The following is a 22,441-nucleotide window of genomic DNA, read 5'->3' on the forward strand; positions in this document are numbered from 1 at the left end:
ACATGCCGCGTGAATACCTCAAGAAGGCCACCCTGACCGCACAATCCCACGCGTCCGAGGTGCATGACACGGTCAAGACCATCCTGGCCGACATCGAGGCCGGCGGAGACGCCAAGGCGATGGAATACGCGGCCAAGTTCGACAAGTTCGAGGGCAACGTGCTGATGACCCCCGCGGAAATCGACGCCGCCTGCGCCCGGGTGCCGGAAAAGCTCAAGGCCGACATCCGTTTTGCCCAGGACAACGTGCGCCGCTTTGCCGAGGCGCAGAAGGCCACCGTGTCGGATGTGCAGCTGGAAATCGTGCCGGGCTTCATCGCGGGGCAAAAAGCCATCCCGGTCGATGCGGCGGGCTGCTATGTGCCCGGCGGGCGGTATAGCCACATCGCCAGTGCCATCATGACCGTGACCACCGCAAAAGTGGCGGGGTGCCGTCACATCACCGCCTGTTCGCCGCCCCGCCCAGGCGAGGGCGTGGCCCCGGCGATCGTCTACGCCGCCCATATCAGCGGCGCCGACAGCATCCTGGCCATGGGGGGCGTGCAAGGCGTGGCCGCCATGACCTATGGCTTGTTCGGGCTGCCGCGCGCCAACATCCTTGTGGGGCCGGGTAACCAGTTCGTGGCCGAGGCCAAGCGCATTCTGTACGGCAAGGTCGGCATCGACATGATCGCGGGTCCGACCGATAGCCTGATCCTGGCGGATGCCACGGCCGACCCCTTCGTCGTGGCCACCGACCTGGTCAGTCAGGCCGAGCATGGCTACAACTCGCCCGTCTGGCTGGTGACCGATGACCGCGATCTGGCGACCCGGGTGATGGAGATGGTCCCGACCCTGATCGCCGATCTGCCCGAACTGAACCGCGACAACGCCGCCGCCGCCTGGCGCGACTATGCTGAAGTGATCCTGTGCGCGGACCGCGAAGAGATGGCCGCGTGTTCCGACGACTACGCCCCCGAGCATCTGACCGTGCAGGCCGCGGATCTGGATTGGTGGCTGGAGCGGCTGACCTGTTATGGCTCGTTGTTTCTGGGCGAAGAAACGACCGTGTCCTATGGCGACAAGGCCACCGGTACGAACCACGTCCTGCCCACCTCGGGCGCGGCCAGCTATACCGGCGGGCTGAGCGTGCACAAATACATGAAGATCGTCACCTGGCAGCGGGCCACGCGCGAGGGTTCGAAACCCATCGCCGAGGCGACCGCGCGGATTTCGCGCCTGGAAGGGATGGAGGGCCACGCCCGCGCTGCCGATGTGCGTCTGGCCAAGTATTTCCCGGACGAGAACTTTGACCTGACCGCAGATGAATGACCCCCGCGACCTGTTCGATTTGACAGGCCGGGTGGCCTGCGTAACGGGCGCCAGTTCGGGGCTGGGCCGGCGCGTTGCGCAGGTGCTGGCGGCTGCAGGCGCGAAGGTGGTAGGCGTTGCCCGCCGGGCCGAGGCACTGGCCGAGTTGCAGGCCGAGATCGGTTTAAACGCTGCGGTGGTCGCAGGTGACGTGGCCGACCGGGACGGCCTGCCAAGGCTGGTCAAACAAATCTCGGCCCCGTTCGACGCGCCGGATATCGTGGTTCATGCCGCCGGGGTGAACACGCGACAGGCCGCCGATGACGTCACGCCCGAAGGCTGGGACGCGACGCTGGGCCTGAACCTCGGCGCGCCGTTCTTCCTCAGCCAGGCCATGGTGCCTGCGATGAAGGCGCGCGGTTGGGGTCGGATCGTGAATTTCGCCTCGCTGCAGACGACGCGGGCCTTTCCCGGCGGGATCGCCTATGGCGCCAGCAAGGGCGGGATCGCACAGCTGACCCGCGCCATGGCTGAGGCCTGGTCGTCCCACGGGATCACCGCCAACGCCATCGGCCCGGGCTTCTTTCCGACCGAGCTGACACAGGCGGTGTTCGATGACCCCGCCCGCGCGGCCCGCAACGCGGCGCAGACATGCATCGGTCGCAATGGCCGTATGGAAGACATCGACGGGCCGATCCTTTTTCTGTGCTCGCAGGCATCCGACTATGTCACCGGGCAGATCCTGATGGTTGACGGGGGGTTCACGGCGAAATGAAAGCTCTGGTTTATGAAGGTGTCGAACAGCTGGTCTATCGCGACGTACCGGACGCCGCGCCGCAACCGGGCGAGCACCTGATCCGGGTCGAGGCCGCTGGGATCTGCGGGTCCGACATGCATGCCTACTTGGGCCATGATGCGCGCCGCCCGGCGCCCTTGATCCTGGGTCACGAGGCGGCGGGCACAGTGATCGGCGGCCCCAAAGACGGAACGCGGGTCACGATCAATCCGCTTGTAAATTGCGGGCAGTGCCCGGCCTGCCAAGCGGGGCGGGAAAACCTGTGCCCCGACCGTCAGATCATCTCGATGCCCCCGCGTGAAGGCGCCTTTGCTCAATATGTTTCGATGCCCTGGGATAATTTGGTCGAGGTGCCGGATCACGTGCCCTTCGCCAAAGCCGCCTTGGCCGAGCCGCTGGCCGTCAGCTGGCATGCCGCGCGCCTTGCGCTCGAGGCGCTGCACCCGGCGATGGAGCGTCGTGCGCTGGTGATCGGGGGTGGGGCGATTGGCCTTGCGGCGGCGCTGGCGCTGCGGGCGATGGATGTCGTGGATGTGACCATCGTCGAACCCAACGACCTGCGGCGTAAGTTCCTGCAAAGGCTGGATTGCGCCAAGGTCGCACCCGAAGCGCAAGGCGAATTTCCGATCGTGGTCGACGCCGTGGGTTTTGCCGCCACCCGTGTGGTTGCCTCGGAACGGGCCCAACCCGGCGGAGTGATCGCGCATGTGGGCCTGGGCGAGGACGCCGGCGGGTTGGACGTGCGACGCATGACCCTGCAAGAGATCACCTTCATCGGAACCTACACCTATACCGCGCAGGATTTCCGTCAGACTGCGCAGGCCATCTTTGACGGCGCTCTGGGCCCTCTGGACTGGATCGAAGAACGCGATCTGGCCGATGGCGCCCGGGCCTTTGCCCAGTTACGCTCGGGTGAGGTCGCGGTTCCGAAAATCGTGCTGTCCCCGTGGGCCTGACTGCCCGGAACTGGAGGTAACCATGTATAAGAAAATTCTTGTCCCCATGGCGCTTGACCACGGCATTTCGCCACAAACGCTCGAGATTGCCCGCGCCTTGGGCGGCGGATCCGCCGAGATCGTGGCGCTGCATGTCTATGAGATGCCGCAGGGCTCGGTCAGCGTCTATCTGGATAAGGATGCCGTGGCCGATGGCTTTGCCCGCGCCCGCGAAGTCCTGATGAACAAGCTGGAAGGCCTTACGGACGTAAAGCCCGAACTGGTCAAAGGCCACACCGCGCGCACGATCATCGACTATGCCAACGACCACGGGTTCGATTGCGTGGTCATTGGCTCGCACCGTCCCGGACTGACTGATTATTTCCTTGGCTCCACCGCGTCGCGCGTGGTGCGGCATGCAAAATGTGCCGTCCACGTCCACCGCAGGGCCTGACCCGTCCATCGCGCCCTCGGCGCCCCAACCCAGGAACAGAAGTTTCGACATGAACATAGACAAGAAGATCACCGAAGATCTGGTGGCCAACGACATCTCGTTCGTCACCACGGTGCCGTGCAAGCAATTGGCCGGCGTCATCGCCGAGATCGACGCCCACGACTCCATCTACCACATCCCCTCGAACAAAGAGGACGAAGGCATGGGCCTGTGCGCCGGGGCCTGGATGGGCGGCAAGCGCCCCGCGATCATCATGCAGAACACCGCGATCGGGGTCACGATCAACACGCTGGCGACGCTGATTCAGTATTACCGGATGCCGCTGCCGATGCTGATCTCGTACCGGGGCGAACTGCGCGAGCCCATCGCCTGCCAGGTCGAGATGGCCGTTCACACCAAGGCCCTACTGGCGCAGATGCACATTCCGACCTACCATTTCCATCATCAGGAAGACGTGGCCGAACTGGACGCGATCCTGAAATACACCTTCATGTGCAACAAGCCCGTCGCGATCCTGACCGACGCCAATTTCTGGGGAGGCTATGGCGACCAATGATCCGTTCTGAAATCCTGAAGGAAATCGCCCCGACCCTGCGCGACCAACTGGTCGTGTGCAATATCGGCATCCCCAGCCAGGAACTGCATGCCATCGACGATCAGCCCACCAATTTCTACATGCTGGGCACGATGGGGCTGGCCTCGAGCATCGGTCTGGGTCTGGCGCTGGCCCAGCCAAAACCGGTGATCGTCATCGACGGCGATGGCTCGATCCTTACCAATCTGGGGACGCTGCCGACCATCGCCAACAACGTGGCCGACAACTACATCCTGCTGATCATCGACAACGGCTCGTACGGCTCGACCGGAGATCAGCCGACCTATGCGGGGCAGAAGACCTCGCTGGCCAAGATGGCCGAGGCGGCGGGCTGCGAGCGCGTGATCGAATGCCAGGCCGAAGAGACCGGCCGCGTGCTGCAAGAGGCGCTGGACGCCCGCCAGATGACCATCATCGTCAGCAAATGTGAAAGCGGAAACGCCAAGATGCCGCCGATCACGATGGACCCGGTCGTCATCCGCGACCGCTTCATGAAGGCCGTTCAGGCCTGATGGGCGCAAGCGCCATCCACAGCGCCGAAGACGCCCGCCGGCTGGCCCGGCGGCGTCTGCCGTGGATGGTGTTCGACTATATCGACGGGGCCGCCGGGTCCGAGGCCGGGGCCCGGCGCACCCGCGCGGCGCTGGACGCGATGACCCTCCGCCCCCGGATCCTGCGCGATGTCAGTACCCGGTCACTGGCAACCCGCGTATTCGGGCAACCAGCCGACAGGCCCTTTGGTATCGCGCCGATGGGCATGTGCAACCTGTCCGCTCCGGGCGCTGACCTGATGCTGGCGCGGCTGGCGGCGCAATACGGGGTGCCGCTGGGCGTTTCCACGGTGGCCTCGACACCGATGGAGGCGCTGATCGAAGAGGCCCGGGGCCATGCCTGGTTTCAGCTGTATTTCAGCGGCGATGGCGGCGGTACGTTCAAGCTGGTCGATCGGGCAAAGGCCGCGGGCTACAAGACTCTGATCCTGACGGTTGACGTGCCCGAAGTCGGCCGCCGCCCGCGCGAACTGCGCCACGGCTTCCGTATGCCGTTCCGGGTCGGGCCGTGGCAGTTTCTGGATTTCGCGCTGCACCCGCGCTGGTCGATCTCGACCTTGCTGAAGGGCAAACCGCAGATGGCGAATTTCCTGATGGAGGGGTTCGCGTTCGACCGCACCGAAAGCCGTGCAATGGCCGATTGGGACACGCTGGCAAGGTTGCGCGACCGGTGGCCGGGCAAGCTGGTGGTCAAGGGCGTGCTGCACGTCGAAGACGCGGTTGCACTGAAGGCTGCCGGAGTCGACGCCATCCAGGTCTCGAGCCACGGCGCCCGCCAGTTGGAGAGCGCGCCCGCGCCGATCTCGGTCCTGCCGCAGATCCGGGCGGCGGTCGGCGACGACTATCCGCTGTTCTACGACAGCGGCCTGCGATCCGGCGAAGATGCGCTCAAGGCGCTGATGGCCGGTGCCGATTTCCTGTTCTTCGGGCGGATCCTGCAATTCGCCGTCGCGGCGGGCGGCGAGGCCGGTTTACACCGGTTGTGGGAGGTGCTGTCCGAGGAGATGGACATCGCCATGGCCCAGATCGGTGTCAGCACCTTGTCGGAGATTCAACGACCGAACGGGGACTAGCGCGAGTGGAACAGGTTCTGGAACTCCTGCCTCATCCGCAGGCGTTCTGGGTATTCCTGCAAAAACCGTTCGGGCGGCTTGCCCTCCCAGACCTGGGCATAGACGCGCATTTTGTTGCCGCCGTAGATTTTGGCGAGGTCCTCGTTTGAATAGCCGCGCGCCCACAGATCGTCGGTTATTGCGGCAAGGATCTTGGCCAATTCACCATTTCCGGTTGCGCCTTTGTTGAACGCATCAATCATGTAGCCGCCGTCGTCATACATGCTGGCATTCGCGGTCGCGAACTGAACGACAAGTTCGGTTGAAAACATATCGTCCGTCGCAATCCCGACATGGTCGACGCCGACGAGTTGGACATAATAGTCGATCATATCGGCGGCTTGCTTGGGTGAGATGTCTTCGGGCCATACCCCGTCCATCATCCATTCTGTGAATGTGGGCGATATGTATCCTCCGGACTTGGCTGCTCGCAGTGCCTCGTCGTCCGGGATGGCTCGGTAACAGCCCTTGGTCGTGGCGTTGGGCTCATTCGCGTAGAGCCCCGCCGGAACCGAGTGGGTGTAAACATAGGGCACGCCGGGATAGTTCTCGTCCATGTAGTCCATCGCGTCGTTGGCCGTTTTCGACCCGGTGTGGCTAAGGTCCAGCAGGATACCAAAACGCACCATCTCATCGATCACGGATTTGCCCCATGGGGTCAGACCGATGTCCCGTCCGTTGTAAGCTGCCAACTGCCCTGATCCGGTTCGGAAAATGTCGTTGTAGGCCAGGATCATGCTTTTGATGCCCATGTCCTTGAGCAAGGCCATCTTCTTGAGGTCGCCATTCAGAACCGTTGCCGTTTGGCTGTTCCAGATCACAGCCGTCTTGCCCTGAGCATGCGCGGCCTCGATATCGCGTGTTTCATTCACGATCAGATAATTCTCGGGCTGCTGCGCCATGGCTGCGCGGAAATGATAGTGCTGTTCAAGCAACACATCGAACGACATGTCAGCGGCGGCCAATGTCATTTCATGGCCGGTGATGCCGTTGTCCCGGGCGCGTTGGAAGTAGGTGTTCAGTTGCTCGTCTTCGGTCCAGCCGGTTCCGTAGGGGCTGGCCAGCATGCCCAGTACGATCGTGTCCTGCACGAACTGCCTGGCTTCGTCCGATGCGTCCCAGGTCTTGCTTTCTTCGCTGGCGTGAAGGGGGGCGGCGATTGCCAGGACAATTGCGGCTGCAGTCATCAGTGGCTTCATCGAGTGTCCTTCCATGGGTTTCATTGCCTCAAGTGGGTAGACCCAGCCAGCGTCAGAACACGAGCCTTGTCCGCAGGCCGAACAGGGCCACGTTGTCCTGGCCGGGGTTCAGCAGTGGGTTCGAGATGAACTGCACAGACGGCGTGATCTGCAGGCCGGGCGAAATCGAAAAACGGTAGAAAGCCTCGAGGGTGAACTGATCGCCGTCGATGCCACGGGCTTCGGCCCAGTTCAGCCCCAGCCCAGCCAGATCGGTGTTCCGGCCGTAGTACCCGATGCCGGCTGACAGGGACCGATCATACAGCGCCGCCGTTCCCTTTGCCGCACCGGCGCGCAGGAACGGCATCCATTGGTTGCCCACGAACCACGCGGCGGAGAAGGCCGCGCCATAGTCTTCGGCCCGGCTGCCGTCATCGGCTGCATCCGCGTGCCAAAGGGTCAGGTGGATGTTGTCAAAATAGATCCGATCGAAGCCCGACGTGTAGCCCAGCTCGAGCGATTTGAAGAGGTTGCCGTCGCTGAAAACGTCGAGGTTCGGATCGGACGGATCGGCGTTTGCGTCAGCGACACTGGCCACAGCATAGAAATTGCTGCCCAGCCGCACGCCCCCGGCAAGACCCAGCCCGGGGTTCGGGGCGTTTATCGTCGGGTTGGTGTTGAACGACAGATTCTGGAAACCGCTATAGGGACTGACAAGGCCATAAATGTCGACGAAGTCGGTCACGTCGATCTGACCGAATTGCAGCGTCCATGACCCGTCCGCGGCCCGCTGTGACCAGAACAGGTTCGTCAGCAGCAAACCCGTGTCGTTGAAGGCGGTTCCTGTGATCGAAAGCGCGCCTCCGTCCAGGCCCAGAAACTGCGGCGCGACATCGGTATAGCTGTGCCGGTGTTCCACCTTGAACGTCACCGAACCCTGTTCGGTCGCCTGCCAGCTGCCATAGAAACGGGCAATTCCGCTGGCGGCTTCACCGGCGCCCAGGTCGGCATCCGTCGTTTGCCCAAGGGCCAGATAGTCAATGTTGAAACGGAACCCGTCTTCGGCCAGACGATCCTTCCAGGCAAACCATCCAGGTGCGATATTGCGTGGAAAATCCGACCGGAATTGCGGATCGGTCAAGCCGTCTCCGGGTTCAAGCTCGGCATTCACCGACGAGGGACCTGACAATCCCTGAGCGACCGCACCCGAGGCCCAGACAAAGGCCGCCAGCACCAGCGCAATCCGCCGGATCATTCCGAGGCCGCCTGACCACCGGTTTTGCGCCGCCCCGCGGCCCGAAGAAGATCTGTCGCATCCTCGCTCCACTCCAGCCCGTCGGTGCGGTTCTGGAGCGTCTCGACCTTGTCTGCCTCCAATTGGAACGTGGCGCGCATCGGCATCAGCCCGTCCACCACCACCATCTGGTGATCGGTCGGCGAAATCGTCAGACGCCCCGTCAGGCGGACGGGTTCGTGGACATAGCTGGGAACCCAGTCGGCATCCAGCATCACACGGATCATCTGGTTCGGCGGCGGCGGCGGCATATGACTGCACATGCCCCGTTCGGGCACCAGATAGACAACAGATCGCCCGTCCGCGTCCGCCGGGGCCGGAATGGCGAAACCGGACAGCGTGACCTCTTGCCCGTCATACAAGGGGTTGCCAAGCGTGGCTGCTTTTTCCCTGCGTTCGGTCACGACCTCGCGTTGACCCAACAGCCAGTCCACGTCGACACCGCCCGCGGCCAGGGCATCCTCGGTCTCGTGCAGAAGCTCCTGCCACTTCTGGCGGTCCTCTTCCGTTCCGACATCCTGCTGCAGCCGGCCACGCAGCCGAACGACGAACAGGACGTCGTCGAACTGCTCGGGGCTGAGATCGCGATAGGGGTCTTCGAAGGTCTGAACGGTCGGGTCGGGCAGATCGTCCCAACCAACCGAGAGGCCAGCCCAGGATGGCGCGCCCGCACCCAAGCTGAGCGTCGCCGCAATCAGCAGAGTTCCGACGGAGTTCAGAAAAGCGGGCTTGTCATGGCGGTCCCGACCGCGAATCCTCATCATGGCCTTAGTTGAGCGTATTTTTGTAGATCACGCCATCCTTCATGATCAGGCGGATGGTCTCGGGGCTGTCAGGCCGCGGGTCCGCGCCGAACCACTGATTGCCTGTCCCCACGACCGAGAAATCTTCGAGCGGGTTGCCGTCGATCAGCAGGATGTCTGCATAAGCGCCTTCCTCGATCACTCCAAGCTTACCGGCGGTGTAGGGATTGGTGAAATCGCCGGACAACTGGGCGATCTCGCCTCCGATCGAGGTCAGTGTGACCATTGATTGATAGGGGCCGAAGAATTCGTTGTTCAGGTGTTTTTCATACGCGATCTGGATGTTGCAGGCTTCGACTGTGCCTACGCAATCGGTCTGGAACCCGCGCTTGACCGGGCATTCCTTCATGTTCGGGATGTAGTTCTCGAAGGTCGCCGAAGCCGAGATTGCCTTGGCAAGGCTCGATGGTTGGTTCTTGACCGCCGGTATATCTAGAAGGCCCGGATCGAACGCTGTTAGATTGGTCGTGATATACGCGCCCATTTCGTTCATCTTTTCAGCGATTTCGCAGTCGAACGAAAATCCGTGTTCGATGGACATCACTCCCGCGTCGAGCGCACCCAGAATTGCTTCCTTCCGATAGGAATGAGCCATGACATAGCTGCCATATTCATTCGCGACCTGCACGGCGGCTTTGATCTCTTCTGGCGATCCGGCCAGCAACTGCCAAGGGTCGAAGGCCGAAACGACACCGCCCGATTGCATGAATTTGAGCTGCGTCGCGCCCATCCGGAAGTTGTTGCGTCCGAATCTGTAAACGTCGTCAACGCCGCTGATTTCCTGTGCCATGTTCAGGCGGCTGAAATTGGTGTCTGTCCCCGGAGGTGCGGTGAAGTTGCCAAAGTCGGCGTGGCCTCCACGAGTGCTTAGAAAAGCGCCCGACGGATAATAGCGTGGCCCGGGAATCTGACCCGAGTCGATAGCCCGGCGAAGTCCACCGTTGGCCCCGCCTGCATCCCTGACCGTTGTGAAACCCTGCATCAGATACATTTCGGCCATCCTCGTGGCATGGATCCCGAAATCCTCCCATGTCGAATTGGCTTCCATGGCGCTGAGACTTGGCCCCATCAACATGAGATGCGCGTGGTTCTCGATGAACCCGGGTGTCAGTGTGCGCCCCTCGCCTTCAATCACCGTGGCGTCTGGGGCGTTGATCGCTTCGGTCGAAACCGTTTTGATCAGGTTCCCTTCGACCAGAACACTGGCGTTTTCGATGCGTTGTTCGCTTGTGCCGTCGAAGACATGCACGTTGGTGAACAGTGTTTGAGCTGGTTTTTCATCCTGGGCCGCCGCCGGCCAAGCGAAACTGAGGGCACAGACCACTCCAAGGTATAGACGTTTCATCACTGTTCCTCCCGCTTGTGCCTGTTTGGCTATCATTATCCTAGATTTGAATATGATAGGGCCGGCGATCCAAAATCAAACCTGCGGGGTTGATCATTGGAGGGGAACAGGCCGTTTGGCCAAATCGCTTGATGCAGACAGGTGGCATGAGGGCATAAGCGGCAGTCGATGATAACCGCGACTGGCCAAGCGGACGCGGCCCAAGGCCAAACTCGAGGAATTCAGGGAAGTGGTAGCGGAGGAGGGACTTGAACCCCCGACACGCGGATTATGATTCCGCTGCTCTAACCAACTGAGCTACTCCGCCACGGTGAGAGGCGATTTAAGGGAGGGGCCGAAGAGGGTCAAGAGGGAAATGCCACGAAAATGCGGGATTCTTCATCCGGCCGTGTTGGCGGGTTTCGACGATGATTGCGAAGCGTTGGCCATGCGGCGGACGAACTCTGCGCAGGCCTCGGGCGCGGTCAGGGGGATCATGTGGCCGCGGTTCTCGAGCTGTTCAAAGCTCAGCCCGTATTCCACCATCGGTGCGCCTTGCTGGCTGGGTGACAGGATCGGATCTTCGGCCCCGTACAGGATGCCGCCCCCTACCTTCAGTTCGTGGTAGCGTTGGGATTGGGCATCGATGCTGGCGTCCACGCCCGCCAGATCCTGCGATCCGGTGATATAGGCTGACGGGCGCAGCCCCAAGGCGCCACCGGCGCGGTTCAGGAAATCACTCGGGGCCGGTTCAGGGGCGAACGCCTCGCCGATCACATGCGGCGCCGTGGTTTTCGCCAGGGGAACAGCGATCGTGTTGGCGATCAGGCTGCGCAGCCATTCGGTCCGGATCTCCAACGCCTTGAAGATGGCGGGTGTGCTGGGTACCCGATGTGTGAGCGGGGCCAGCAGGGCCAGCGCCCGAACCCGCTCAGGATTGTCCAGCGCCATGGCGAGCGACACCGCGCCCCCGAGCGAGTGTCCGACCAGAATGGCCTGCGATACGCCCTTGGCTTCGAGGAATTCGTGGACCATCCGCGCCTGTTCCGGCAGGGTGGCCAGCCGCGCGTGGTCGCGGGTCGAATACCCGCACCCGGGCCGGTCAACCGCGATGACGTGAAAGTCGTCGGCCAGAAGGTCGGTCATGGCATAGGTGAAGTGCTGCAACTGGCCGGTCAGCCCGTGGATCAGAACCACCGTCGGCTTCTCTGGATCGCCCTGTTCGACATAATGGATCGAACCGCCGTTCACCGGCAGGATCTGCCCGGGCTGAGGCACGGATTGGGCTCCCATCCGCGTCAGGCGCCGGGTCCAAAGATGCATCAGGATCAACGCGGCGCCGATGATCAGCGCAATGGTCAGCAGGGTGGTCATGTCGGCGGTCCTTTGGTCTGGGCGGGATCAACGGGATGGTAATGCTCGAGCCCGGCCTTCGCCAGACGTTTGCGGAATTCCGAAACGGTGCCGGGCCACAGCGTCGTGTTGCGCCCCTGTGCGTCCTGATACCACGAAGTGCATCCGCCGGCCTGCCAGACACTGTCGGTATGACGCTCCTGCATTTCGCGGGTGAAGTCGGCCTGCCGGTCAGCGTTTGGAGCAATCGCGGGCAGACCCGCGCGCTGCATCTCCTCCAGCACCCGTCCGATATGGGCAACTTGCGCTTCGATCATCAGAACGACCGAGTTGTGGCCCAGCCCGGTATGCGGCCCCAGCAGGATGAAAAAGTTGGGAAACCCGGCAATGGCGGTGCCCAGATTGGCCTGCATGCCCTCGGCCCAGGCGTCTTGCAGGCTCAGTCCGTCCGCGCCGCGGATGTCCAGCCTTTGGACCGCGTCCGTCACGTGGAATCCGGTGCCCCAGATCAGAATGTCGGCCGCCGTCCGACTGCCGTCCGTCGCGACGATCTCGGACCCTTCGATCCGCTCGACCCCATGCGGGATCACGCTGACATTGTCGCGGGCGAGCGCTGGGTACCAGTCGTTCGAGCTGAGGACGCGCTTGCATCCGATCCGGTAGTTCGGTGTCAGAATGCGGCGCATTTCGGGGTCGGATATGGCCTCCTCCAGCCCTTTGCGCCACATTTTCATGGCAAAGGCGACCGCGCGTTTTTCGCCGCGAAACACGCGGTGGCGGAATTCGAACAGCCAGTAGATGAACTGCCTGCGGATGCGCGGCAGCAGCGGAATGCGGCGATAGAGGTGCCGGACCCAGGGCGCAATCGGCCCGTCGGGACGCGGCAGAACGTAAGGCGCGCTGCGTTGGAAGATGGTGACATGGGCGGCGGTTTTGGCGATTTCCGGCACGAACTGAACGGCGGAAGCGCCGGTGCCGACAACTGCTATGCGTTTACCCTGCAGCGGCACCGTGTGGTCCCATTTGGCCGAGTGGAATGCCGGACCCTGAAAGCCCGCTGCTCCCGGGATCTCGGGAGTGCTGGGGATGTGCAGGGCGCCGATGGCCGACACCAGGAACCGTGCCTTCCATTGCGCGCCGCCGGTCGTCTCGACCTGCCAATACGTTCCGTCCCAGTGGGCGGACTTCAGTTCGGTGTGGAAATGGCACAGATCGTACAGCCCTTCATCACGCGCAACGCGGCGCATGTAGTCCCAGATTTCGGCCCCGCCTGCATAGGCGCGGGTCCAGTCCGGGTTCGGATGGGTTGCCATCGAATACAGGTGCGAGGGCACATCGCAGGCCACGCCGGGATAAGTGTTCTCTCGCCATGTGCCGCCGATGTCGTCGGCCTTTTCAAGGATCGCGATGTTGTGGATGCCGCGTTTGCGGGCCTCGATCGCCATGATCAGCCCCGAGAACCCGGCCCCTACGATCAGCATGTCAGTGTCGTGGGTCATGCCTGCACCTCCTCCCAAAGGTACAAGGTCAGGATAGGGTCAAACGGCGTTCCAGGAAAACCTGCCGTTGGGTCAGTCTTGGTTTAGATCGTCGGGCAGGGGGCGCGGCAGTTGATCCAGCAGACGGAACACCTGCGCACGGCATGCCGGTCCGGTCCAGTCCGGCGGGCAGAATCCGTCGGGCAGGTCGGGCAGGCGCAGAACGACGCGCCGCCACCGGTGCACGATCAACGTGCGCAGGGTGGCGATCTGACAGGCTGTGGGTTCCCAACTGGCCGGGCGGCCTCGGGACACGTGGCGCACGGCCTCGTACAAGGACCGGCAAGCCGTGCGCAATTCGGGCGGAAACAGCTTTTCATGCACCCATTGCGGGACCGAGCGGGCGGTGACTTCAAGGATCAGCAGGTCGTCCTGGTCCACGGGCGGTGCCCCCGGTCCCAACGCAGCGTTGCGGCCGATCGGCGTGTAGTCGTGGCTGAGCAGGATGTCTTCCAGCAGCCGGGTGCCGGTGCCATCCTCGGCGATCAGCAGGTGCAGCGGCGTATCCGGCGCAGGGTCGCGCGCATAGATGCGCGGCGTGACCCGGGCTGATTGCGTGCGGCCATATTCGGTCAGGAAATGCATCGAAACGCGCCCGACCCGGTCGCTTTCGATCCAGCCATCCTTGCGCAGACGGTGCAGGGCCACGCGGATCGCCTCGGGCTTGATGCCCATCGGTTCGATGATGCGGCCCAGCGCCCCGCCCGATATCTTGGCGCCGCGCTCCTGCGCCATGTCGCCGAACAGCGACACGATGATCGACCAGACCCGCTGATTCTGCGGGTCGGCCAATTCGGCGACGGCCTGGGTGAACCACGGATGCGCGTTGGTCATGCGCCCAGTCTATCCGGCCCGGCTGTGCAAGAAAAACACTTTGCCGTGCGCTCAGTAGGCGTTCATGGTCAGAAGTTCGTATTCGGCGACCTTCTCGTCATCCTGATTGGTCAGGGTCACGTGCCAGCGCACCTCGCCATAGTCGTCGGTGCGGCGGGTCTTTTGCTTGACCGTCAGCCGGACCTTGATGCTGTCGCCGGCCACCACTGGCTTCATGAAGCGCAGGCCGTCCAGCCCGGTATTGGCCAGCACCGGCCCTTCGTTCGGCTCGACGAACAGGCCGGCGGCAAAACTCAGCAGCAGATAGCCATGCGCCACGCGGCCCGGAAAAAACGGGTTTCTGGCCGCCGCGTCCTCGTCCATGTGGGCATAGAAGGTGTCGCCGGTGAAATGGGCGAAATGTTCGATGTCGTCCAGCGTGATGGTCCGGGGCGCCGTGTGCAGCGTCTCGCCGATCTGCAGGTCCCCGAACTTGCGGGTGAAGGGATGGGCGGGGCCTTGGATCTCTGGCGCGCCGGGGATCCATTTCCGGCCGATCGTCGCCAGCATCCGGGGTGAGCCCTGCAGGGCCGTGCGCTGCATGTAGTGTTTCACGCCGCGCACGCCGCCCATCTCTTCACCGCCGCCGGCGCGGCCGGGGCCGCCATGGACCATGTGCGGCAGGGGCGAGCCATGGCCGGTGGATTCCTGCATCGAGTCGCGGTCGTTGATATAGATCCGCCCGTTGAAGGCGGCCGCGCCCATCACCACCTGGCGCGCGACCTCGGGGTCATGGGTGATCAGCGAGGTGACCAGCGACCCCTGGCCGCGATTGGCCAGCGCGATGGCGTGGTCCAGATCGCGATAGCCCATGATGGTCGAGACCGGGCCGAACGCCTCGGTGTCATGCACGTGCCGGGCGGCGTCGGGGTCGGCGCAGTGAAACAGCATCGGCGGGACGAAGGCGCCTTTTTCGGCATCGGCGCCGACCACCTCGAACGCGTCGGGGTTGCCGAACACGCGTTCGGCCTCTTGCCCGATGAGGCGGGCCTTGGCCAGAACGTCGGCCTTCTGCCCGTTTGAGACCAGCGCGCCCATGCGCGTGGATTCCAGCCGCGGATCGCCGATCGTGGTCTGCGCCAGCTTGGCCGAGATCGCGGCGATCAGCGGCTCGACCTGCGCCTCGGGGGCGATGATGCGGCGGATGGCGGTGCATTTCTGCCCGGCCTTCGTCGTCATCTCGCGCACGACTTCCTTGACGAACAGGTCGAATTCGGGCGTGCCGGGTGCCGCGTCGGGGCCAAGGATCGAGGCGTTCAGGCTGTCCTGCTCGGCCACGAACCGCACCGAGTTGGCAACGATCACCGGGTTCTGCCGCAGCTTCATCGCGGTGTCGGCCGATCCGGTAAAGCTGACCACGTCCTGACAGGTCAGGTGATCCAGCATGTCGCCCAGCCCGCCCGAGACCAGCTGCAGTGCGCCGTCGGGCAGGATGCCGCTGTCCAGCATGATCCGCACGGCCAATTCGGTGACATAGCAGCTGTTGGTGGCCGGTTTCACGATCGCCGGAACCCCGGCCAGCAGGGTGGGGGCCAGTTTCTCCAGCATCCCCCAGACCGGGAAATTGAAGGCGTTGATATGCACCGCGACACCCTGCAGTGGGGTGCAGACATGCTGACCAAGGAAGGTGCCACTGCGCGACAGCTGCTCGACATCGCCGTCCAGATAGACATGGCCGTCGGGCATCTCGCGCCGTCCTTTCGAGGCAAAGACGAACATGGTGCCGATACCGCCGTCGATGTCGATCAGGTGATCCTTCTGCGTGGCGCCGGTTTCAAAACTCAGGTCATAGAGCGCCTGTTTGCGTTCCGACAGCGCCTGCGCCAGCGCCTTGAGCATCTTGGCGCGTTCATGGAAAGTCAGCCGGCGCAGGGCAGGGCCGCCCACATCGCGGCCATGGGCCAGCATCGCCTGCACGTCCAGCGCGTCGTTGCCGGCGGTGGCGAAGGGCTCTCCGGTGATGGCCGAGGCGATGGTGCGGGCCCCGGCGCCGGGCGCAACCCATTGGCCCGCGGCGAAACTGGAAATCTGTTTCAGAGACATGAAATGCTCCTGTATTGGGGCCGCCTTGCGCGGCGAAATCTGCTCAGTGACCCAGCGCGCCCATCTGTTGCGGCAGGTACAAAACCACGATCGGAACCAGAACGATCAGCGCCAGGCGGAAGATGTCGGCCACCCAGAACGGGGTCACGCCGCGAAAGATCGTGCCGGTCGAGACATCGCCCACCACGCCCTTGAGGATGAAGACGTTCAGGCCCACCGGCGGGGTGATCAGCGAGATCTCGGTGACCACCACCACGACGATGCCGAACCAGATCGGGTCATAGCCCAGCGAGGTCACCAGCGGGAAAAAGATCGGAACCGTCAGCAGCAGCATCGACAGGGATTCGAACACGCAGCCCAGGATGATGTAGATGCCCAGGATCATCAGGATCACGACGAAGGGTGCCACGTCATAGGCGGTGACCATGGCGATCAGCGCCTCGGGCAAGCCGGCCAGGTTGATGAAGTTCGAAAAGATCTGCGCGCCGATCAGTACCGCGAACAGCGCGGCGGCGGTAAAGCAGGTTTCCTTCAGCACCTCGAAGGTCGATCCAACGGTCAGCCCGCCGCGGAACAGCGCAATCAGAAAGGCGCCGGCGGCGCCCATGCCTGCGGCCTCGGTTGGCGAAAAGGTCAGGTTCAGCGGTTCGAAATCGAACACGCCATACAGCCCGCCGATCACCAGGAAGAACAGCAGCAGCACTGCCCAGACGGACCCCAGCGCGCTGATGCGCTCGCCCCAGCTGGCGCGTTCACCGGCCGGGCCGGCCTCCGGGTTGCGCCAGACGGTCCAGCGCACGGCGAACAGGTAGAACAGGATGCCCAGAATGCCGGGGATGATGCCGGCCATGAACAGCTTGCCGATCGAGGTTTCGGTCAGCAGCCCGTAGATGACCAGGATGACAGAGGGCGGGATCAGGATGCCCAGCGTGCCGCCGGCCGCGATCGATGCGGTCGAGAGTTCGTCGGAATACCCATAACGGCGCATTTGCGGCATCGCGACTTTGGACATGGTCGCGGCGGTGGCCAGCGACGATCCGCAGATGGCCGAGAATCCGCCGCAGGCCGCGACGGTCGCCATGGCGATACCGCCGCGCATATGGCCCAGAAAGGCGTTGGAAACGGCGTAAAGCTCGCGCGCCATGCCGCCCTTGTTGACGAACAGGCCCATCAGGATGAAAAGCGGCACGACCGACAGGCCGTAATCCTGCGCGGTATCGGTGATCTGGCGGCCGACCATCGACATCGCGGCCTTCAGCCCGCGCTCGTCAAAGATCGAGCCGCCGCGTTCATAGGCAAAGCCCAACGTGCCGACCAGCCCCATGGCAAAGACGATGGGCAGGCGCATCAGCACCAGGATCAGGACAAGGGCAAATCCGATGAGTGCAGCGGTCATTGAGTGGATTCCGTCAGGGTCTTGGGGGCAAACAGGTGCACCAGTCCGGTGATGATCATCACCACGGCGGTGATCGCCACCGACGCAGCGATGAACCAGCCGACGAGGTAGGTCGGGATGCTGAGGTATTCGGTGACATCGCCATAGTCGCGGGCGCGTTCGGCCAGTATCCAGACGCGCTGGACCGGCCAGTACAACATGACGCCGCTGAGGATATAGATCACCGCGTCACGCAGGCGGCTGAGGCGCAGGCGGTGAAAGATACCGTCGGTCAGGTCCACGGCGATATGCCCGTTGGTGACCGAGATGATGGGCAGCACCGAGAACACCAGAATCGCCATCAGGATGCGCGTCAGTTCAGTGGCGGCCTCGATCGGCGCGTTGAAGGCCGACCGCAGGATCACGTCGCAGAAGGTCATCACCATCAGGATGAACAGGGCCGTGCAGGCGACGATCACCGGCAGGACGCTGGCGCGCCGTACAAGCTGGATGAGAGGGGTCATCGGGTGGCTCCGAATGGGGCTGGGTGGGGGCGGCCTGTGCCGCCCCGCATCAGGGATCAGTTCGAGGACATTTCCGACTTGATCATGTCGTAGGCGGCTTGCGCATCGACGCCGGCTTCGTTGACTTCGGCAATAACCTTGGCGCGCACGTCCTCGGCGATCGTCGAGAATTTCTCCATGTCCTCGGCAGCGGCTTCGTGGATCGCATTGCCTTCGGTGCTTTGGGTCGCTTCACGGCCGATGGTGTCAATCTCGTCCCAGATCTTGCCGATTTCGCGGCTCAGCGGTTCGCCGAACACGTTTTCTTCCAGCGCTTTCTGGATGTCCTCGGGCAGGTCGGCGAAGGTGTCCTCGTTCATGATGAAGGCAAACGACCCGCGATACAGGCCGCCCGGCATCTCATAGACGTTCGGGGCCACTTCGGTCAGCTTGAAGCCCTTGCGGGATTCGAACGGCATGACCACACCGTCGGCGGCCTTCGAGGCCAACGTCTCATAGACCTTGGGGGCCGGAACCTGGATGCCGGTCGCACCCAGCGCGGTGCCCACGTCGCCACCGACGCCACCGGGGATCCGCACCTTGAGGCCCGAGATCTGGTCCATCGAGGTCACCGGGCTGCTGGTGTGCAGCTGGGCGGGGCCGTGGGTGTGCAGAGCGATGACCTTGACGCCGCGGTGTTCGTCGGCGGCCTTCAGGTATTTGTCGTAAGCGCGCCAATAGGCGACCGAGGCGGCCTCGGCCGAGCCTTCATAGCCCGGCAGTTCGATCAGTTTGGTCGTCACGAAACGGCCCGGCTGATAGCCGTGGAAGATGATCGACGCATCCGCCGCGCCATCCATGATCAGGTCCATCTGGGCCGGGGGCGGGGCGATGCCCAGCTTCAGCTCGGCAGTCACCTTGCCGTCAGTGGCCTCTTCGACCATCTCGACGAATTTGGGCCACATCTTGGCGTTTATCCCGTGGGTGGGCGGCGCCCAGCTGGAAATCGTCAGGGTGTAATCCGCCGCAAATGCCACGCTGCCAGACACTGCCAAGGCAGCCGTCGCCAATAGCGTTTTGATCCCGTTGAGTTTCATGACTGGTTTCCTCCTCCAAAACATGAGTCACAAATGCGTTAATGGTCCTTTTTGTAACCATCAACCGGCCGAAAGCCCGGATTCGGCGCTTCGTCGGAGAAATTTATTGACCAACCGTTCGGTTAATGCAAGAAGAATATCGAAACGAATGCAAAGCGAGCGGCCCATGAGCGATACGATTCTTGCGCAGCGGCGTGGAAATTATGTGGAAATCACTCTCAACCGCCCTGATCGCCTGAACAGCTTCACCGAGGAAATGCACCATGCCCTACGCCGCGCCATCGAAGGCGCGCGCGATGAGGGCGCGCGGGCGATCCTGCTGACCGGGGCCGGGCGCGGGTTCTGCGCGGGGCAGGATCTGGCCGATCGCGACCCGTCGAAAATGGACGGCCCACCGGATCTGGGCCACACGGTGCGCACCTTCTATGCGCCGCTGGTGCGGTTGATCCGGTCGCTGAACTTTCCGGTGATCTGCGCGGTCAATGGCGTGGCCGCGGGCGCGGGTGCCAATCTTGCGCTGGCCTGCGATATCGTGCTGGCCGCCGAGTCCGCGAAATTTATCCAGTCCTTCGCCAAGGTCGGGCTGATCCCCGATACCGGCGGCAGCTGGCACCTGCCGCATCTGCTGGGCGAGGCGCGTGCCAAGGGGCTGGCGCTGACCGGCGAGCCCTTGGCGGCGAAAATGGCCGCGGACTGGGGCCTGATCTGGAAAGCCCTGCCCGATGCCGATCTGATGGCCGAGGCACGCGCGCTGGCCGAACGCTTGTCGAACGGCCCGACGCTGGGCCTGGGTCTGACCAAGCAGACCATCCAGGCCGCCGCGACCAACAGCCTGACCGATCATCTGGAAATCGAGGCCGACGCCATGAAGACCTGCGGTGAATCCGCCGACTATGCCGAAGGCGTCGCAGCCTTTCTGGAAAAGCGCAGCCCGGAGTTTCGGGGCGAATGAGCATGACGCCGAAAGAACACGCCGAAAAGGCCGCCGCTGCGATGTGGGCGCAGGACCATGCCTCGAAATGGGCGGGGATGGACCTGGTCGAGGTCGACGAGGGCACTGCGACACTGGCGCTGACCGTGCAGCAGCACCATTGCAACGGGCACGGGATCTGCCATGGCGGCGTGACCTTCATGCTGGCCGACAGCGCCTTTGCCTTTGCCTGCAACAGCCGCAACCAGTCGACCGTGGCCCAGCACAACGTGATCAGCTATGTCGCGCCGGGCCGGCTGGGCGACCGGCTGACCGCCCGCGCGACCGAGCAGAGCCTGACCGGCCGCAGCGGCATCTATGACGTGACAGTGACCAACCAGGACGGTCAAAAGATCGCCGAGTTCCGGGGCTTTTCCCGCGCGATCAATGGCACCCTGTTTCCAGAAACTTGAGGTGAGGAGGACATCATGAAGGATCTGACCCCGAACAAAGCGGATCTTGACCCGATCGAGATCGCGTCGATCGATGAAATCCGCAGCTTGCAGTTGGACCGCCTGAAATGGTCGCTGCGTCACGCCTATGACAACGTGCCGATGTACAAGCAGCGGTTCGACGAGGCCGGGGTACATCCCGACGATCTGAAAACCCTGGCCGATCTGGCCAAGTTTCCCTTCACCTACAAGAACGACCTGCGCGACAACTACCCGTTCGGTCTGTTTGCCGTGCCGCGGGAGCAGATCATCCGCCTGCATGCCTCGTCCGGCACCACGGGCAAACCGACCGTGGTGGGGTACACCAAGGCCGATATCGACAACTGGGCCGATCTGGTGGCCCGCAGCCTGCGCGCCAGCGGTCTGCGCAAAGGCGACATGGTTCACAACGCCTATGGTTACGGCCTGTTCACCGGCGGTCTGGGCGCGCATTACGGAATCGAGCGTCTCGGTGCCACGGTCGTTCCCATGTCCGGCGGTCAGACCGAGAAGCAGGTGGCCCTGATCACCGATTTCAAACCCGACGGCATCATGGTCACGCCGTCCTACATGCTCAACATCCTCGAACAGTATCACAAGGTCGGGATGGACCCGCGCGAAAGCTCTCTGTCGGTGGGCGTATTCGGGGCCGAGCCCTGGACGGATGCGATGCGCAAAGAGGTCGAGCAGGCCTTTGACATGCATGCCGTCGACATCTACGGCCTGTCCGAGATCATGGGGCCGGGCGTCGCCAACGAATGCGTGGAAACCAAGGACGGCCCGGTCATCTGGGAGGATCACTTCTACCCCGAGATCATCGACCCGCAGACCGGCGAGGTTCTACCCGACGGCGAAATGGGCGAGTTGGTCTTTACCACGCTGACCAAGGAAGGCCTGCCGATGATCCGCTACCGCACCCGCGACCTGACGCGGCTGCTGCCGGGCACCGCGCGTTCGATGCGGCGGATGGAGAAGATCACCGGCCGCAGCGACGACATGATCATCCTGCGCGGGGTCAACGTCTTCCCCAGCCAGATCGAGGAACAGGTCATGGCAACCGGCGGCATCGCCGCGCATTACCAGATCGAGCTGTACAAATCCGGCCGCATGGACGCGATGCGTGTCTATGTCGAGGCGATGCCCGACGCGGCCGACGAACTCAGCAAGACCGCCGCCGCGCGGATGCTGACCAAGCGGATCAAGGACATCGTTGGCGTTTCCACCGAGATCGTTGTAGGGGACCCCGGCGATGTCGAGCGCAGCCAAGGCAAGGCCAAGCGCGTCGTCGACAACCGAGACAAGGAGTGAGGTTTGGCCCGTACGATTGCAAAAGATCACGACCAGAAACGCGCGCAGATCCTGAAATCGGCGGCGCGGGTCTTTGCCCGCGAAGGCTTCGACCGCGCCTCGATGACCCAGCTTGCGCGCGAATGCGGGATCTCGAAGGCCAACATCTATCACTACTACGACAGCAAGGACGCGATCCTGTTCGACATTCTCGAGACCTATCTGCGGGAACTGCGCGACCTGATCTGCGGGCTCGAGATGGACGGCCTAAGCCCGCCCGAAAAACTGCACCGCGTGGTGGCCGAGATCCTGCTGGCTTATCAGGGTGTGGATGACGAACACCGGGTCCAGACCAGCGGCATGTCGGCTCTGCCCGAGGATCAGCAGCGCCTGTTGCGCGGATATCAGCGCGACATGGTGAATTTCCTCAGCGGGATCCTGTCCGAGGTCGCACCCGACGTGTTCCAGGGCGACGGAGCCAAGCTGCGGTCGGCCACGATGTCGGTCTTCGGCATGCTGAACTGGTACTACATGTGGAATTCCGGTGCCGATGCGCAGGCGCGCCGGGACTATGCCGCGCTGGTCAGTAACCTGACCCTGTCGGGCGTCAAGGCGCTGTAGCTCCGGCCCTGCCGGCATT

The 22,441-nt window shown here is 63.2% G+C and carries 22 protein-coding genes and 1 tRNA gene; 11 read left to right on the top strand and 12 right to left on the bottom strand.

The genetic code is table 11. The features are described from left to right. Positions 1-2 precede the first annotated feature (2 nt). The 7 genes from hisD to ACR0JC_RS07790 are packed head-to-tail and all read left to right on the top strand — an operon-like array spanning position 3 to position 5,693. The gene (gene hisD, locus ACR0JC_RS07760) at positions 3-1,310 is read left to right on the top strand and encodes a histidinol dehydrogenase (RefSeq protein ID WP_170340243.1); all 1,308 of its coding nucleotides are present in this window, start codon (positions 3-5) and stop codon (positions 1,308-1,310) included. Beyond that, on the top strand, positions 1,303-2,064 hold the full coding sequence (locus tag ACR0JC_RS07765; protein ID WP_170340245.1) for an SDR family NAD(P)-dependent oxidoreductase: 762 nt from the start codon (positions 1,303-1,305) through the stop codon (positions 2,062-2,064). Before hisD ends, ACR0JC_RS07765 begins: the two co-directional genes overlap by 8 nt. Further along, positions 2,061-3,041, top strand: a complete 981-nt coding sequence (locus tag ACR0JC_RS07770) for a zinc-dependent alcohol dehydrogenase (protein WP_170340247.1) — start codon at positions 2,061-2,063, stop codon at positions 3,039-3,041. The genes ACR0JC_RS07765 and ACR0JC_RS07770 overlap by 4 nt, the downstream gene beginning before the upstream one ends. Positions 3,042-3,063: 22 nt before the next feature. Then, positions 3,064-3,474 carry a universal stress protein gene (locus ACR0JC_RS07775; RefSeq protein WP_170340249.1) on the top strand — a complete coding sequence of 137 codons (411 nt, stop codon included), beginning with the start codon at positions 3,064-3,066 and terminating at the stop codon, positions 3,472-3,474. A gap of 49 nt (positions 3,475-3,523) precedes the next feature. Continuing rightward, the gene (comD, locus tag ACR0JC_RS07780) at positions 3,524-4,030 is read left to right on the top strand and encodes a sulfopyruvate decarboxylase subunit alpha (protein WP_170339639.1); all 507 of its coding nucleotides are present in this window, start codon (positions 3,524-3,526) and stop codon (positions 4,028-4,030) included. Further along, entirely contained in the window at positions 4,027-4,581 is a 555-nt protein-coding gene (gene comE / locus ACR0JC_RS07785) for a sulfopyruvate decarboxylase subunit beta (RefSeq protein ID WP_170340252.1), read from the top strand. Before comD ends, comE begins: the two co-directional genes overlap by 4 nt. Continuing rightward, a complete protein-coding gene (locus ACR0JC_RS07790) occupies positions 4,581-5,693 on the top strand; it encodes an alpha-hydroxy acid oxidase (RefSeq protein ID WP_170340254.1) in 1,113 nt (370 codons plus the stop codon). Before comE ends, ACR0JC_RS07790 begins: the two co-directional genes overlap by 1 nt. Here the strand turns inward: ACR0JC_RS07790 and ACR0JC_RS07795 are convergent. The 12 genes from ACR0JC_RS07795 to ACR0JC_RS07850 form a co-directional block, all read right to left on the bottom strand. Continuing rightward, on the bottom strand, positions 5,690-6,931 hold the full coding sequence (locus ACR0JC_RS07795) for a dipeptidase (RefSeq protein ID WP_170340256.1): 1,242 nt from the start codon (positions 6,929-6,931) through the stop codon (positions 5,690-5,692). The two genes, ACR0JC_RS07790 and ACR0JC_RS07795, sit on opposite strands and share 4 nt — an antisense overlap. Positions 6,932-6,983: 52 nt before the next feature. Continuing rightward, on the bottom strand, positions 6,984-8,165 hold the full coding sequence (locus ACR0JC_RS07800; RefSeq protein ID WP_170340258.1) for a carbohydrate porin: 1,182 nt from the start codon (positions 8,163-8,165) through the stop codon (positions 6,984-6,986). Continuing rightward, positions 8,162-8,968 carry a DUF3299 domain-containing protein gene (locus ACR0JC_RS07805; RefSeq protein ID WP_254430748.1) on the bottom strand — a complete coding sequence of 269 codons (807 nt, stop codon included), beginning with the start codon at positions 8,966-8,968 and terminating at the stop codon, positions 8,162-8,164. Before ACR0JC_RS07805 ends, ACR0JC_RS07800 begins: the two co-directional genes overlap by 4 nt. 4 nt (positions 8,969-8,972) lie before the next feature. Further along, positions 8,973-10,352 carry an amidohydrolase family protein gene (locus ACR0JC_RS07810; RefSeq protein ID WP_170340262.1) on the bottom strand — a complete coding sequence of 460 codons (1,380 nt, stop codon included), beginning with the start codon at positions 10,350-10,352 and terminating at the stop codon, positions 8,973-8,975. A 230-nt stretch (positions 10,353-10,582) separates the two neighbouring features. After that, positions 10,583-10,659 (bottom strand) — tRNA-Met (locus ACR0JC_RS07815). Between the two features lie 71 nt (positions 10,660-10,730). After that, positions 10,731-11,705 (bottom strand): alpha/beta fold hydrolase, encoded by a 975-nt coding sequence (locus ACR0JC_RS07820; protein WP_170340264.1) that lies wholly within the window; start codon positions 11,703-11,705, stop codon positions 10,731-10,733. Continuing rightward, positions 11,702-13,183 carry a flavin-containing monooxygenase gene (locus ACR0JC_RS07825; protein WP_170340266.1) on the bottom strand — a complete coding sequence of 494 codons (1,482 nt, stop codon included), beginning with the start codon at positions 13,181-13,183 and terminating at the stop codon, positions 11,702-11,704. Before ACR0JC_RS07825 ends, ACR0JC_RS07820 begins: the two co-directional genes overlap by 4 nt. Before the next feature lie 72 nt (positions 13,184-13,255). Beyond that, positions 13,256-14,056 (bottom strand): PaaX family transcriptional regulator C-terminal domain-containing protein, encoded by an 801-nt coding sequence (locus ACR0JC_RS07830; protein ID WP_170340269.1) that lies wholly within the window; start codon positions 14,054-14,056, stop codon positions 13,256-13,258. Between the two features lie 51 nt (positions 14,057-14,107). Further along, a complete protein-coding gene (paaZ, locus tag ACR0JC_RS07835; protein WP_170340271.1) occupies positions 14,108-16,138 on the bottom strand; it encodes a phenylacetic acid degradation bifunctional protein PaaZ in 2,031 nt (676 codons plus the stop codon). A gap of 43 nt (positions 16,139-16,181) precedes the next feature. Next, complete coding sequence (locus ACR0JC_RS07840) at positions 16,182-17,534, bottom strand: TRAP transporter large permease (protein ID WP_170340272.1); 1,353 nt, start codon at positions 17,532-17,534, stop codon at positions 16,182-16,184. Next, positions 17,531-18,037, bottom strand: coding sequence for a TRAP transporter small permease (locus ACR0JC_RS07845; RefSeq protein WP_170340274.1), 507 nt, complete (start codon positions 18,035-18,037; stop codon positions 17,531-17,533). Before ACR0JC_RS07845 ends, ACR0JC_RS07840 begins: the two co-directional genes overlap by 4 nt. 56 nt (positions 18,038-18,093) lie before the next feature. After that, positions 18,094-19,113, bottom strand: a complete 1,020-nt coding sequence (locus ACR0JC_RS07850; protein ID WP_170340276.1) for a TRAP transporter substrate-binding protein — start codon at positions 19,111-19,113, stop codon at positions 18,094-18,096. Positions 19,114-19,279: 166 nt separating this feature from the next. Here ACR0JC_RS07850 and paaG point away from each other — a divergent pair, with 166 nt between their 5' ends. Genes paaG through ACR0JC_RS07870 form a run of 4 tightly spaced genes read left to right on the top strand, consistent with a single transcriptional unit; the run spans position 19,280 to position 22,422 of the window. Next, positions 19,280-20,065 (top strand): 2-(1,2-epoxy-1,2-dihydrophenyl)acetyl-CoA isomerase PaaG, encoded by a 786-nt coding sequence (gene paaG / locus ACR0JC_RS07855; protein ID WP_480763698.1) that lies wholly within the window; start codon positions 19,280-19,282, stop codon positions 20,063-20,065. A gap of 2 nt (positions 20,066-20,067) precedes the next feature. Then, positions 20,068-20,496, top strand: coding sequence for a hydroxyphenylacetyl-CoA thioesterase PaaI (gene paaI / locus ACR0JC_RS07860; protein ID WP_170341068.1), 429 nt, complete (start codon positions 20,068-20,070; stop codon positions 20,494-20,496). 15 nt (positions 20,497-20,511) lie between these two features. Continuing rightward, a complete protein-coding gene (paaK, locus tag ACR0JC_RS07865; RefSeq protein ID WP_170340280.1) occupies positions 20,512-21,822 on the top strand; it encodes a phenylacetate--CoA ligase PaaK in 1,311 nt (436 codons plus the stop codon). A 3-nt stretch (positions 21,823-21,825) separates the two neighbouring features. Further along, positions 21,826-22,422: a TetR/AcrR family transcriptional regulator gene (locus tag ACR0JC_RS07870; protein ID WP_170340282.1), complete on the top strand. Its 597-nt coding sequence runs from the start codon at positions 21,826-21,828 to the stop codon at positions 22,420-22,422. The last annotated feature ends 19 nt before the right edge of the window (positions 22,423-22,441 follow it).

The organism is Ruegeria sp. CH5 (assembly GCF_056537025.1).